Origin of the sequence: Clostridium pasteurianum DSM 525 = ATCC 6013 (assembly GCF_000807255.1) — a bacterium.
Taxonomy (GTDB): Bacteria; Bacillota; Clostridia; order Clostridiales; family Clostridiaceae; genus Clostridium_I; species Clostridium_I pasteurianum.
This window is the reverse complement of the sequence record NZ_CP009268.1, coordinates 2786440-2798629: the sequence shown is the minus strand read 5'-3', so window position 1 is coordinate 2798629 and position 12190 is coordinate 2786440. Positions and strand designations below refer to the sequence as shown.

Sequence of the window (12190 nt, the reverse complement as noted above, 5' to 3'; positions counted from 1 at the left end):
TCTATAGAAATACTTATTATAACATTATATAAAGAAAAGGGTGAATAGTATATGAAAAAAATTAAATTTACTAGAGAAACAATTGCACTAATAATAATTGTAATATTATCTGCAATACTAAATTTTGTAAATCTTAGCAGTGCACAATATAACTCCTATTATGCAGCAGCAGTAAAAAGTATGACAACAAGCTTTAAGAATTTTTTCTTTGTGGCTTTTGATCCAGCTGGATTTGTGACAATTGATAAGCCACCTGTAGGTTTTTGGTTCCAGGCAATTTCAGCAAAAATATTTGGATTTAGTACAGTAAGCATTTTGTTACCTTCAGCTATAGCTGGAGTACTATCGGTAGTAATAATATATATTATCGTTAAAAGAGCTTTTGGAACATCAGCAGGATTGTTGTCAGCCTTATTTCTTGCAATAACTCCTGTCTTTGTGGCCGTAAGCAGAAATAATACCATAGATAATATACTTATATTTTTCTTGTTACTTTCCTGCTTAGCACTTTCAATTGCAGCAGGAAAAGGAAAATTTAAATATCTAATATTGAGTATGGTCCTTCTGGGCATTGGATTTAATGTAAAGATGCTTCAAGCCTATTTAATAGGACCTGCACTTTATGTAACCTATCTCCTTTCAACAACAGTTTCATTTAAGAAAAGAATAATAAATCTTGCAGCAGGTACAGTGATATTGCTTGTAGTATCTTTATCCTGGGCGTTAATAGTTGATGCAATTCCATCATCAAGTAGACCTTATGTTGATAGTAGCACTAATAATACTGTAATGGAACTTATTGTTGGACACAATGGATCAGAAAGATTCTCATTATCTAAAAATAATAATGGACCAGGAAACATAGGAGGTGGAGGTACCCCACCTGGAATTTCTGGAAATAATTCAAGTTCTTCCTCAAATAGCGACAATACAACGGGAGAGCAAAGACCTTCAAGGGATTGGAGACAACAGGGTAATTCTAATGGATCTTTTCCATCAGCAATGGCTGGAGGTGGACCAAGCAGCAATCCTATGGGGGGCGGATCAGGACTTCAAGGTAGTTTTGGAGGACAAACTGTCCAAGGGTTTAGAAGATTGTTTTCTAAAAATATGCTTTCGGATCAAATTGTATGGTTCTTACCTTTGGCAATTATAGGATTTATAGCAACTGTTATAAGAGAAAAAATGAGATTTAAGCTTGATAACAAAAAGAAACAATCTTTAATGCTATGGACTGTATGGTTTTTTCCGTTATTTTTATATTTTAGCTTTAACGTAGGAACTTGGCATGATTACTATTTGACAATGCTTGCTCCGCCAGCCTCAGCTTTAGCAGCAATAGGGCTCGTATCAATGTGGAAAATGTTTAAAGAAGGTGGATGGAGATCATGGATTTTACCGACAGCACTTATTGTTAATGGAGCAGTACAATTACTAGAATGTTCTTATTTTACAAGTTATTCATCTATTGTATTAGTATTAATGATAATAATAGCTGTTTTAAGTATAGGTTCTTCTATAGTTCTTATAATATTAAATTTATCGGGTAAAGATAAATATTTAGATTTAAAGAAAATTTTTTCATGCATAGCCATTATTGGATTTTTGGCAGCTCCTTTTACTGGATCAGCAGCACTTCTGTCTGGAGGAGGAAATGGATCTTCACCTTATGGTGGACTTGAACTTCTATCTGAAGGAGGAATGGGGGTCAGAATGGGGAATAATGGCCTTAATTCAAATACAAAACTTATAGAATTTTTACAAAAAAATAAGACTTCTAAACAAAAATATCTACTTGTAGTTTCTAATTCAAATTCTGCGTCAGATATAATAATTAATACAGGAGAACCTGTAATGTCTATTGGAGGTTTCCTTGGCAAAAATAATGCTATTACATTAGAAGAATTCAAGAAAATGGTTGTAAATGGAGAAATAAGATATGTAATGGCAGGTGGCATGGGACAAGGAAATGGAAGCAGTGATATAATGAACTGGGTTAAACAAAATGGCAAACTTGTTTCTTCCAGTGAATATAGTGATTCAGATAACATCAGTAATAATGTGAGTGATTCCAATTCAAATAGTATATCAAATTCAAAAAATGATAATAGAGATGATGGAAGAAATGGAAATTCATCACAACAGCTTTATGATTTAAATTCTTATACAGAAGCTAATAATTAATTAAATAGATGAATCTTAAGATTATCTTTCCTGAAAAGAAATAAATATTTACAGATATTTGGTAAGAATTCTAGATATTCACTAAAATCACATTTCAATAATTTGTTATCAATATTAGAATGCTTAAAGCTGTCTTGCAATGTATATACATAGTAAGACAGCATATTTTTTACTAATTAATTTAAATAAAAAAATAAGTATGCTTTAAGCATACCTAACAAATAATATATATAAATTAAAATATAAAATGCAATCAAAAAAATCATTTAAAATAATTAAGATGCTTTTTTTAATAATTTTCGTGCATTGTGATATTCAACTAATAGTTTGTCCAATTTTTGACTGTAAGTAACTACTTTATCGTCAGTTAAAGAATTATTGAGTAAAAGCTTATATAGCTCATTTCTCAGATCATCTATTTCACTGACTAAAAGATTCAAGTTATAATCCATATTAAACCCTCCTTATTTCAAATTACCCCTTATCTTTTTGACTGCAAATTTATTTTACCAAATTATGCATCACATGTAAAATGATTTTAAAAGCCATTAAAAAACATAAATCTACATCTGATGTCAATTTACACTTAAATTCAAAGATTTATTCAAATTTACTGTTTTTGGTATGTGTTCGAAGATGTTGAAAAAAGCTATCTGTTATAATATGTAAATGACGGAATGTGTCATATATTTTATCTAATATAACTAATTATTCAAAGTTGTTTTTTTTGTAGAATAATTGTGTTATAATATTTATGTAAAATAGGTTATTTATAAAGCAAATATATTTTTACTGATATATTTAATCATAAAATGAGGTTGAAGACAACAGATATCATGTATGGATATATTGGTTGTTTTTTAATATGCTAAAATTTGGACACAGAAATATTCAGGAGGTAATTTTATTTATGTTGAAAGTTGATATAACAATGGCTCTCGTAAGAGTAACAGAAGCTGCGGCTATAAGATCAGCAAAATTTATGGGAAGAGGAGATAAAATAGCTGCAGATCAAGCAGCAGTGGATGGAATGGAAAAGGCTTTTGATTTAATGCCTGTAAGAGGAACTGTTGTAATTGGAGAAGGGGAGCTTGATAAGGCACCTATGCTTTATATAGGTCAAAAAGTTGGAATGAATAAACCTGATATGCCTGAAATGGATATAGCAGTTGATCCCTTAGATGGAACTATTTTAATTGCTAAAGGATCCCCTAATGCCATAGCAGTTGTTGCTATGGGACCAAAGGGAAGCCTGCTTCATGCACCAGATATGTATATGAAAAAAATAGCTGTAGGTGCTGGTGCTAAAGGTGCAATAGACATAGATAAAAGTGTTGCTGAAAATGTAATAAGTGTGGCAAAAGCACTTAATAAAGATGTGACGGAACTCACAGTAGTAGTTCAAGAGAGAGAAAGACATGATTACATAGTTCAGGAAGCAAGGGATATTGGAGCAAGAGTTAGACTGTTTGGAGAAGGAGATGTGGCTACCATTTTGGCTTGCGGATTTGAAGAGTCAGGAATAGATTTGTTCATGGGAATTGGAGGAGCTCCAGAAGGAGTTATTGCAGCAACAGCTATAAAATGTATGGGCGGAGAAATGCAGGCAAGACTTATGCCTTATAGTGAAGAAGAAAAGATAAGATGTAAGTCCATGGGTATTGAAGATGTAAATAAAACATTAAATATAGATGATTTGGTAAAATCAGATGATGTTCTCTTTGCAGCTACAGGTATAACAGATGGAGATCTTCTTAAGGGTGTTTCCTATTCTAAAAGGAGATTTGCTACTACGCATTCTATTGTCATGAGCTCTGAAACTGGTGTAGTAAGGTTTGTTGAAGGAAGACATGATTTAAGTAAGAGCGAATTAGTAATATAATAATATTTAATTATAAATTCATGAAAGGCGTGATATTTAATGCCTGTTAAGGTTAAAACATTAGTAGAAGATTTAGGGTTAGAAGTACTTATTGCAGGATCAGAGGAGACAGAAGTTTGCTTAAGTGACATAAACAGGCCTGGATTGCAATTTGCTGGATTTTATAATTATTTTGCCAACGAGAGAATACAGATTGTAGGGAAAACAGAATGGAGCTTTTTGGAGGCAATGAGATCTGAAATAAGAAAAAAAAGATTGAAAAAATTTTTTCAATTTGAAACTCCATGTATAATTATAGCAAGGGATCTTATACCTCATGAAGAATTTATAGAAGAAGCTACGAGAAGAAACACATGGCTTGTTAGGTCTAATGCTATTACTACTAGATTTATAAGTAAGGTTATGAATTATTTGGATGATAAATTGGCACCGGAAACAAGACTTCATGGAGTTCTAGTGGATGTATATGGTTTTGGTATACTTATAACCGGTGAAAGCGGTATAGGTAAAAGTGAAACGGCTTTGGAGCTTATAAAAAGAGGCCATAGGCTTATAGCTGATGATGCAGTTGATATCAAAGCTATTGAGGGAGTATTACATGCAAGATCACCATTTATAACTTCAGGAATGCTTGAAGTCAGAGGGATGGGTATAATAGATGTTCCAGCCCTGTATGGTCTTAGTTCTGTTTTGGAAACAAAAACTATTGATTTAGTTATGTATTTAGAACAATGGAAAGAAGGCAAGGATTATGATAGACTTGGGATAGATAACGAATGTATAGAAATTCTGAATGTTCCCGTAAGAAAAATGACATTGCCTATAAGACCGGGTAGAAATTTAGCTGTCATAATTGAAGCGGCTGCAGCAAATTATAGATATGGACTTAGCTGTAAGATATCACCAGTGGAAACAATTAATCATAGAATGGATGTGAATGAAGACGAGTAATGCAAAAAGTGATTTTAGAGAATGTATAGCTAAAAGAAGAGAAGAATTATCCTTATCAGACAAAAAAGAAAAAGACAGTGCTATATATGAAATAATAACTAAAAGTAAGGAATTTATTGAAGCAGAAGTTCTATTTATCTATGTAAGTTTTGGTAAGGAAGTGGATACACACAATATAATAAAATACGCTCTTAATTTAGGTAAAAAAGTCTGCGCTCCAAGGGTTATCAGTCGCTTAAGTGGAATGAAAGCACTTAAAGTAAATGATTTAGAAGAACTTGAATTGAGCAGCTATGGAATTTTAGAACCAAAGGATACAGCAGAAGAAGTAAAGTTAGACGATATGGATTTGGCTATAATTCCAGGCTTGGCTTTTGACTTAAAAGGAGATAGAATTGGCTACGGTGGTGGTTTTTATGATAGGTTTTTTTCAAATAAAAACTCACGTGTAAAAAAAATGGCTTTAGCTTATGGATTTCAACTATTTGATAAAATTCCTATAGAAGATCACGACATGTCTATTGATTGTATAGCAACTGAAAATGCTTTGAAAAGTATTAGATAGTATATATTAGGTAGAATAGTACATAAGTATAGTAATGATTACATTGCTATATCTATTTTAGCATATAGAAGTAAATTCTTTATATGATAGATAATTAATTTAATACTTTGTTATAATAAAGTGTTAGAATAATAGCTGTACAGGGGTGTATAGTTGCTCTAAATTTAGTGGAAGTACCAATTCCACTAGATAAAATTCATTGAACTGGGAGGGAATGTTATGTCAGATAAAAAGAGTGATTTGGAAAAAAACTATGAGTATGCATGGCAAAAGTATTCTCAAGGAGATTTAACTAAAATATTTGAATTGGCAGATAGATATAAAAATTTCATATCTATATGTAAAACTGAAAGAGAGTGTATTGCTGAATTTATAAAACTAGCAAGAAAACAGGGCTATTCAGATATAAATGATATTATAAATGATGGTAAGACATTAAAAGCTGGAGATAAAGTATATGCAAATAATAGAGGAAAAAGTTTGGCTTTGTATGTAATAGGTAAAGAACCTTTTGAGAAGGGATTAAAAATATTAGGAGCTCATGTAGATTCACCAAGAATGGATTTAAAACAGAATCCTCTTTATGAGGATACAGATCTGGCAATGCTTGAAACTCATTATTATGGTGGAATAAAAAAATATCAATGGGTTACTATACCTCTTGCAATACATGGAGTAATAGTAAAAAAAGATGGAGAAATAATAAATGTAATTATTGGAGAAGATGAGTCGGATCCAGTCTTTGGAGTATCAGATCTCTTAATACATTTATCTCAGGATCAGCTTAAAAAATCTTTAGCTACTGGTATTACGGGAGAAGATTTAAACATACTAGTTGGTAGTATACCATCATCAGACAAGGATATAAAAACTAAAGTTAAGTACAATATACTTAAAATTTTGAATGAAAAATATAATATAAGTGAAGAAGATTTTGTATCTGCAGAACTGGAAGTTGTCCCTGCCGGAAAGGCCAGAGATTATGGTTTTGATAAGAGTATGATTATGGGGTATGGTCAAGATGACAGAATATGTGCCTATACTTCCTTTGAAGCTATGATGGATATAAATGAAACTGATAAGACCTGCGTAACAATACTAGCTGATAAAGAGGAGATTGGGAGTGTTGGAGCTACTGGTATGCATTCAAAATTCTTTGAAAATGCTACGGCAGAAGTGGTGCAATGTGCCGGAGATTATAATGATATAAAGCTTAAGAGAGCTCTTGCCAATTCTAAAATGTTATCTTCCGATGTAAGTGCAGCTTTTGATCCAAACTATCCTTCTGTTATGGAAAAGAAAAATACAGCTTATCTTGGAAAGGGTGTTGTGTTTAATAAATATACAGGAGCAAGAGGGAAGTCTGGTTGTAATGATGCTAGGGCTGAATATTTAGCTGAAATAAGGGCTATGATGGATAAGCATAATGTTTCCTGGCAGACTTCAGAACTTGGCAAGGTGGACCAAGGTGGTGGTGGAACTATAGCATACATACTTGCACAATATGGCATGGATGTAATAGATTCCGGAGTAGCACTTTTAAATATGCATGCTCCTTGGGAGATTTCCAGCAAAGTAGATATTTACGAAACCCAAAATGCCTATAGGGCTTTTCTGATAGAAGCCTAATTATCAGTGAATTTTAAAAACTTCTGAGTGTGTATTTTAAAATGATTGAAACACATTCAGAAGTTTTTTTATAAATATACAGGATATCTACATAGCATCTATTGATTAAATTTCTTAAGAAATTTTTCTATATTATAAGAATCCAAATAAACAGAACCTAGAGTACCATGTTTTGTATCAGCTTTTTCACCACTGTGAAAATCAGAACCAGCAGTTATTAATTTATTATAATCTTTAGCTAGTTTTAATAGTCTTTCAGTATCCTCAGAAGTGTTAAGGGGATAAATGGCTTCTATTCCATCAAAATCAAACTTCAGTAACTCCTTCACTGGAGTTTTTTTCGCCAATACAGGATGAGCAAGTACAACAATGGAATTTACAGATCTGAGTAATTGTATCCCCTCTTCTAGTGGAAGTTTTTTATTTGGAACATATGCCGGGCTTCCTTCATTTATAATGTTTTTAAAAATATAGTCTATAGTATAGTTGTATCCAGCATTTATTATAGCTTTCGCAATATGAGGTCTTGCCACTACGCCATTTGCACTTTGGAGAACCTTTTTATAGTCAATGTCTATATCAAAAAATTTTTTTAGATTACTTGTTATAATTTCAGCTCTTTTTACTCTATAATCAGTTAAATTCTTTAGAAAATCCTGAAAATCACTGTTATTAAAAGAATCATCTTTAAAATAAGCAAGTACATGAATGCTTTCATCATTGTATCGTGTTGAAAGTTCCATACCAGGGATTACTTTTAAATTTAATTTATTGCCTGCTAGGACAGCTTTATTAATACCTTTTGTAGTATCATGATCAGTAATTGCCATAATATCTATATCTTTAGTCTTGGCTAAAGTTACTAACTCTTCTGGAGAAAGTTTTCCATCGGATTCTGTTGAATGACTGTGAAAATCACCTTTAAAATACATTAATTAAATCACTTCTTTCCTATTTTACATTAGAAATATTATATACTAATAATGATAATAATGAAATAGTGTTTTAATCTCTTGGAATGGAGTATTTACAAAGTGAAAAAAGATTATAGGATACAGGTATATTCTCCATACTGATATAATCTTTATTATAAGAGCCATCCCAAGGATATACAGATATATATTTTTCATTAAATACTTCTATGACATACTTGTCCGTTTTAAATGTAAAATAAATTTTATAAGTGGGCTTTCCTGGTAAGTCTTTTGGTTTACTTATGAAATCCTTTCTGCTGAGATAAAAAATAAAATTTTTAACTGTATCATTTTGATCTTTAGTAAGAGTATGTTCTCTATAAAAATTAGTGTCTAGTATTATTCCTAAAAATGAATTTTCAAATTTCATGTCTCTAGTAAGCAAATTTGTATAATAAAAATTATAGGGTTTTTGACGTTTTAAAAGTGAGGTGGAATTAGCATCAAGACTACAGCCTGTAATACTTAAAGTAAGAACAATTATAATTCCTATGTAAATTAATTTATTAACTTTCAATGCTATTACTCCTTTTGTAAGTATTCTCTAAATTAAAATATGAAAATATTAGAGTTTTTATTACAATATTAAATTTTAAAAATTAAAATAGTTATTTTGAAGATAATTATAGGTGTGATATAATTTAGTATGCTAATGTTTTATGAAAGTTATGATTTTTATTTATAAAAGGAGAGATATTTAAATGCCACAGCATTCTTTGTCAAGAACAGAGCTTTTGATTGGAAAAAAATCTTTAGATAAATTAGAAAATAGTAAGGTAGTAGTGTTTGGTATAGGTGGTGTAGGAAGTTTTACAGTAGAAGCACTGGCTAGGGGAGGAATAGGTAAACTTGTACTCGTAGACGATGATACAGTTTGTTTAACCAATATAAATAGACAGATTCATGCTACCTTTAAAAGTATAAGTAAACCCAAGGTAGAAGTTATGAAGGATAGGATACTTAGTATAAATCCTAGATGTGAAGTGACAATACATCAGACCTTTGTAAAAGAAGATAATATAAGTGATATTATTGGATTAGATACAGACTATGTAGTAGATGCTATAGATACTGTATCATCAAAAATATCATTAATATTATGGTGTAAGGAGCATAATATTGAAATTATAAGCTGTATGGGTACAGGAAATAAACTGGATCCAACTAAATTTCAGGTTACAGATATATATAAGACAAAAATATGTCCTTTAGCGAAGGTAATGAGACATGAAATGAGAAAGAGAGGAGTAAAGTCTTTAAAAGTTTTATATTCTGAAGAAATTCCCTTAAAGCCTAAAGAAGATGAAGTTATAACTTGCAAGGAAGGCTGTGTGTGTACTGGAGGAACAAAAAAATGTCTTGCTAAAAGACAGATACCTGGGAGTATATCTTTTGTACCTCCTGTAGCTGGGATGATAATAGGAGGAGAAGTTATAAAGGATATAATAGGGATTAGTTAATTTTATATTTTAAGTGATATATAATGGGAACTGAATTTTATAGGCAGGTATATGCTTGTTCTATGAATAATCCAGAAAAGCTGTATGATTTTTAGTTATATAAATTTTTGCAGCTTTTCTAGATTGACAAATCTCAATAATTAATTTATGAGAAAAATGTACTATGAAAAATAATTTTAGCTGCTTTTTCTGTTTTTATGATGCCTTAATTTATCTTCTATAGTTAATCCAGTTTTTTTCTCATCTATTCTGACTACGGTTATTACTCTTTCACTGCCAACTTCAAAGGGAATTCGGTGAACTTTTTTTATAAGCTCAAAGACTTCATCATATTCACCTTCAACGGTGGTACTCATAGCTCCTATTTCATATTTTAAGCCGCTATTCTTTATATAGTCAATGGCTGCGTCTACCTGCCTATATAGTTCTTCTTCTGAAACAGCGGGAACTAAGGGCATAACGGCTATATCTGCAATTACCATATATTATCATCTCCTCTATCTGTAAACATTATTTTTTTCATTTTTACTTAACATACTTATTGGTAATAATGCAATTAAGAATACACAAATTATACCATCTGTAAGCATAAATGTGCCATTTACAACTAAAGAATAAATTATTGGAGACATTTCCTTTGGAGCAAAACTTCCAAAGAATACTACTCCAGATATAAAATGAAATATAAATTTTGCAAAAATAGCAACTATGGCTCCAATTACTTTTTTAGATTTAAAGTATCCAGCCAGACCAAGTGCCATGGATGGAAGGGGATAATCAAACAGCAGTTGTATAGGATGAAGTATATAAGGATCTAAGAATAAAGTAATTATTCCATGGAGGAACCCTGTTAAAAAACCAATCTCTGGACCATATATCAATGCTATTATAAGTATAGGTACTAGGCTTCCAAGGGTTACACTGCCGCCTTGGGGGAAATGATACAGCCTAAAAATTTGAAGTACTGCAGATAAAGCCAGGGCTATCCCGATCCTAGTAGTAATTTTAGGCGTTATCTTAATCCTTTTGATTTTTATGAATACAAAAATTAGAATTAGTACGCCTATTAAAGTGATTATAGCTGTAGGATGCTTCAGTATCTCAGCTAAATTTTGCGTTAATGAAAAAACTTTAACAGGAAAGAGTTTTAAATTAAAAAAATTCATGTGAAAACCTCCTATAATAATTTTACTAGGAGACCTAATGTCGTTAAAAGATTAAATAATATAATAAAGGGCTAAAGAAAAAATGCTTTCCTACGCTAGAATTATCTAGATCAGGTCTGAGGGTTAATGAACACCATTTCTCAGCCATTAGGCACCCCTAGCTAATTTGTAAATTATGTTCTTATAAATTATATTACAATAGCAAGAGGTTTACAATATTGTTTTATTGATGATATGGTTCCACATGAATTAGTGTGTTAGAATCAGGAAAAATAGTTTTTATGTCCTTTTCTATGAAATTGCATAAATTATGAGCTTCTATTAAGGAATAATCTGAATCTACAAGCAAGTGAAGGTCTATTTCACGGGTATAGCCACTTTTTCGTGTTCTAAGTTTATGATAAGATTTTACTTCGGGATACTTTTTTATAATATCTAAGATTTTACCTATATCTTCAGAAGATAATCGACTGTCTACTAGATCTTTCATGGATTTTTTTACGAGACTTATAGATGTTTTTATGATTAAAGAGGCAACTATGATAGCTGAAATTGAATCAAATATTCTTAAACCAGTTATTTTTAAAACTATAAGACCTGCAAATACACCAAAAGAAGTAAACACATCAGTCAATAGATGTAGGGCATCTGCTTCTAAAGCAATGGATTTTTCTTTTTTTGATATTCTCAATATATTAAGAGAAATTATGAGATTAATTACAGTGGAAATAAACATAATTAGTAATCCAGAATGTATATTTTCTATGGAGGAACCAGAAAAGAGTTTATTTAAAGATTCATATACTATAATAATTCCGGCAAATAAAATTAAAAGGGCTTCAACAAAACCAGATACATTCTCATATTTACCATGACCAAAAGGGTGATCTTTATCCTCTGATTTGCTAGCTTTTTTTATAGAAAAAAAAGCTATAAGGCTAGCAATTAAATCAATAGAGGAATGAATTCCTTCTGATATTACACTTATGGAGTTCATAGATATTCCTGCGGAAATTTTAAATATAACCAGTATACTATTTGATGCTATAGATAAAAAAGCACCATTTTGTTTGTTCATTTTTATCTCTCCAGTTATAATTATTTCAATTGATAATAGAAACAAAATCATTATGTTTTATTATATGTGATTATATAAGAGTTGTTCACAAAAAAATATTTATATAATTATTGATTATGATTGTCAATTGATATTGAATGGAAATTGATTTTGCAGTATTCAGGTAAACTAATTGAATTTATTTATTACGTAAAATTATAAAAATGAACATAATTTTAAAAGACTTACTCTGTATATATAAGTTTGTTATAATTAAGAAAGGTATAATAATATTAATATAAAATTTGATATGGATTATACG

Annotated in this window: 12 protein-coding genes and 1 riboswitch; of the genes, 6 read left to right on the top strand and 6 right to left on the bottom strand. The window is 30.7% G+C overall.

Annotation, left to right across the window (positions count from 1 at the left end; genetic code table 11):
- The first annotated feature begins 51 nt into the window (after positions 1 to 51).
- Positions 52 to 2184 carry a glycosyltransferase family 39 protein gene (locus tag CLPA_RS12750; RefSeq protein ID WP_003442508.1) on the top strand — a complete coding sequence of 711 codons (2133 nt, stop codon included), beginning with the start codon at positions 52 to 54 and terminating at the stop codon, positions 2182 to 2184.
- Between the two features lie 275 nt (positions 2185 to 2459).
- Here CLPA_RS12750 and CLPA_RS12745 read toward each other — a convergent pair whose 3' ends face one another.
- A complete protein-coding gene (locus tag CLPA_RS12745; protein ID WP_003442506.1) occupies positions 2460 to 2636 on the bottom strand; it encodes an aspartyl-phosphate phosphatase Spo0E family protein in 177 nt (58 codons plus the stop codon).
- A 458-nt stretch (positions 2637 to 3094) separates the two neighbouring features.
- On the opposite strand from CLPA_RS12745, the gene glpX reads away from it, so the two are divergent.
- The 4 genes from glpX to CLPA_RS12725 all read left to right on the top strand — a co-directional run bounded on the left by glpX (position 3095) and on the right by CLPA_RS12725 (position 7211).
- Positions 3095 to 4066 (top strand): class II fructose-bisphosphatase, encoded by a 972-nt coding sequence (glpX, locus tag CLPA_RS12740; RefSeq protein ID WP_003442505.1) that lies wholly within the window; start codon positions 3095 to 3097, stop codon positions 4064 to 4066.
- Between the two features lie 39 nt (positions 4067 to 4105).
- A complete protein-coding gene (gene hprK, locus CLPA_RS12735; protein ID WP_003442504.1) occupies positions 4106 to 5017 on the top strand; it encodes an HPr(Ser) kinase/phosphatase in 912 nt (303 codons plus the stop codon).
- On the top strand, positions 5004 to 5582 hold the full coding sequence (locus tag CLPA_RS12730) for a 5-formyltetrahydrofolate cyclo-ligase (RefSeq protein WP_003442503.1): 579 nt from the start codon (positions 5004 to 5006) through the stop codon (positions 5580 to 5582). Before hprK ends, CLPA_RS12730 begins: the two co-directional genes overlap by 14 nt.
- 219 nt (positions 5583 to 5801) lie before the next feature.
- Positions 5802 to 7211 carry an aminopeptidase gene (locus tag CLPA_RS12725; RefSeq protein WP_003442502.1) on the top strand — a complete coding sequence of 470 codons (1410 nt, stop codon included), beginning with the start codon at positions 5802 to 5804 and terminating at the stop codon, positions 7209 to 7211.
- Positions 7212 to 7309: 98 nt separating this feature from the next.
- Here CLPA_RS12725 and CLPA_RS12720 read toward each other — a convergent pair whose 3' ends face one another.
- Together CLPA_RS12720 and CLPA_RS12715 are read right to left on the bottom strand one after the other, a co-directional pair.
- Positions 7310 to 8143, bottom strand: a complete 834-nt coding sequence (locus CLPA_RS12720) for a PHP domain-containing protein (RefSeq protein WP_003442501.1) — start codon at positions 8141 to 8143, stop codon at positions 7310 to 7312.
- Between the two features lie 73 nt (positions 8144 to 8216).
- Entirely contained in the window at positions 8217 to 8702 is a 486-nt protein-coding gene (locus CLPA_RS12715) for a DUF4883 family protein (protein WP_003442500.1), read from the bottom strand.
- 184 nt (positions 8703 to 8886) lie between these two features.
- On the opposite strand from CLPA_RS12715, the gene CLPA_RS12710 reads away from it, so the two are divergent.
- Positions 8887 to 9645, top strand: a complete 759-nt coding sequence (locus CLPA_RS12710) for a tRNA threonylcarbamoyladenosine dehydratase (protein ID WP_003442499.1) — start codon at positions 8887 to 8889, stop codon at positions 9643 to 9645.
- 176 nt (positions 9646 to 9821) lie between these two features.
- Here the strand turns inward: CLPA_RS12710 and CLPA_RS12705 are convergent, their stop codons facing one another.
- The 3 genes from CLPA_RS12705 to CLPA_RS12695 all read right to left on the bottom strand — a co-directional run bounded on the left by CLPA_RS12705 (position 9822) and on the right by CLPA_RS12695 (position 11889).
- The gene (locus CLPA_RS12705; RefSeq protein WP_003442498.1) at positions 9822 to 10127 is read right to left on the bottom strand and encodes an MTH1187 family thiamine-binding protein; all 306 of its coding nucleotides are present in this window, start codon (positions 10125 to 10127) and stop codon (positions 9822 to 9824) included.
- Between the two features lie 15 nt (positions 10128 to 10142).
- Positions 10143 to 10811, bottom strand: coding sequence for an energy-coupled thiamine transporter ThiT (thiT, locus tag CLPA_RS12700; protein WP_003442497.1), 669 nt, complete (start codon positions 10809 to 10811; stop codon positions 10143 to 10145).
- A gap of 70 nt (positions 10812 to 10881) precedes the next feature.
- A riboswitch (TPP riboswitch) is annotated at positions 10882 to 10980 on the bottom strand.
- A gap of 54 nt (positions 10981 to 11034) precedes the next feature.
- On the bottom strand, positions 11035 to 11889 hold the full coding sequence (locus CLPA_RS12695; protein WP_003442496.1) for a cation diffusion facilitator family transporter: 855 nt from the start codon (positions 11887 to 11889) through the stop codon (positions 11035 to 11037).
- Positions 11890 to 12190: the final 301 nt, after the last annotated feature.

What these genes read in the sequence shown, in the direction of transcription:
- CLPA_RS12750 (WP_003442508.1), top strand. Translation starts at nt 52, where the DNA reads ATGAAAAAAATTAAATTTACTAGAGAAACAATTGCACTAATAATAATT.
- CLPA_RS12745 (WP_003442506.1), bottom strand. Translation starts at nt 2,636, where the DNA reads ATGGATTATAACTTGAATCTTTTAGTCAGTGAAATAGATGATCTGAGA.
- glpX (WP_003442505.1), top strand. Translation starts at nt 3,095, where the DNA reads ATGTTGAAAGTTGATATAACAATGGCTCTCGTAAGAGTAACAGAAGCT.
- hprK (WP_003442504.1), top strand. Translation starts at nt 4,106, where the DNA reads ATGCCTGTTAAGGTTAAAACATTAGTAGAAGATTTAGGGTTAGAAGTA.
- CLPA_RS12730 (WP_003442503.1), top strand. Translation starts at nt 5,004, where the DNA reads ATGAAGACGAGTAATGCAAAAAGTGATTTTAGAGAATGTATAGCTAAA.
- CLPA_RS12725 (WP_003442502.1), top strand. Translation starts at nt 5,802, where the DNA reads ATGTCAGATAAAAAGAGTGATTTGGAAAAAAACTATGAGTATGCATGG.
- CLPA_RS12720 (WP_003442501.1), bottom strand. Translation starts at nt 8,143, where the DNA reads ATGTATTTTAAAGGTGATTTTCACAGTCATTCAACAGAATCCGATGGA.
- CLPA_RS12710 (WP_003442499.1), top strand. Translation starts at nt 8,887, where the DNA reads ATGCCACAGCATTCTTTGTCAAGAACAGAGCTTTTGATTGGAAAAAAA.
- CLPA_RS12705 (WP_003442498.1), bottom strand. Translation starts at nt 10,127, where the DNA reads ATGGTAATTGCAGATATAGCCGTTATGCCCTTAGTTCCCGCTGTTTCA.
- thiT (WP_003442497.1), bottom strand. Translation starts at nt 10,811, where the DNA reads ATGAATTTTTTTAATTTAAAACTCTTTCCTGTTAAAGTTTTTTCATTA.
- CLPA_RS12695 (WP_003442496.1), bottom strand. Translation starts at nt 11,889, where the DNA reads ATGAACAAACAAAATGGTGCTTTTTTATCTATAGCATCAAATAGTATA.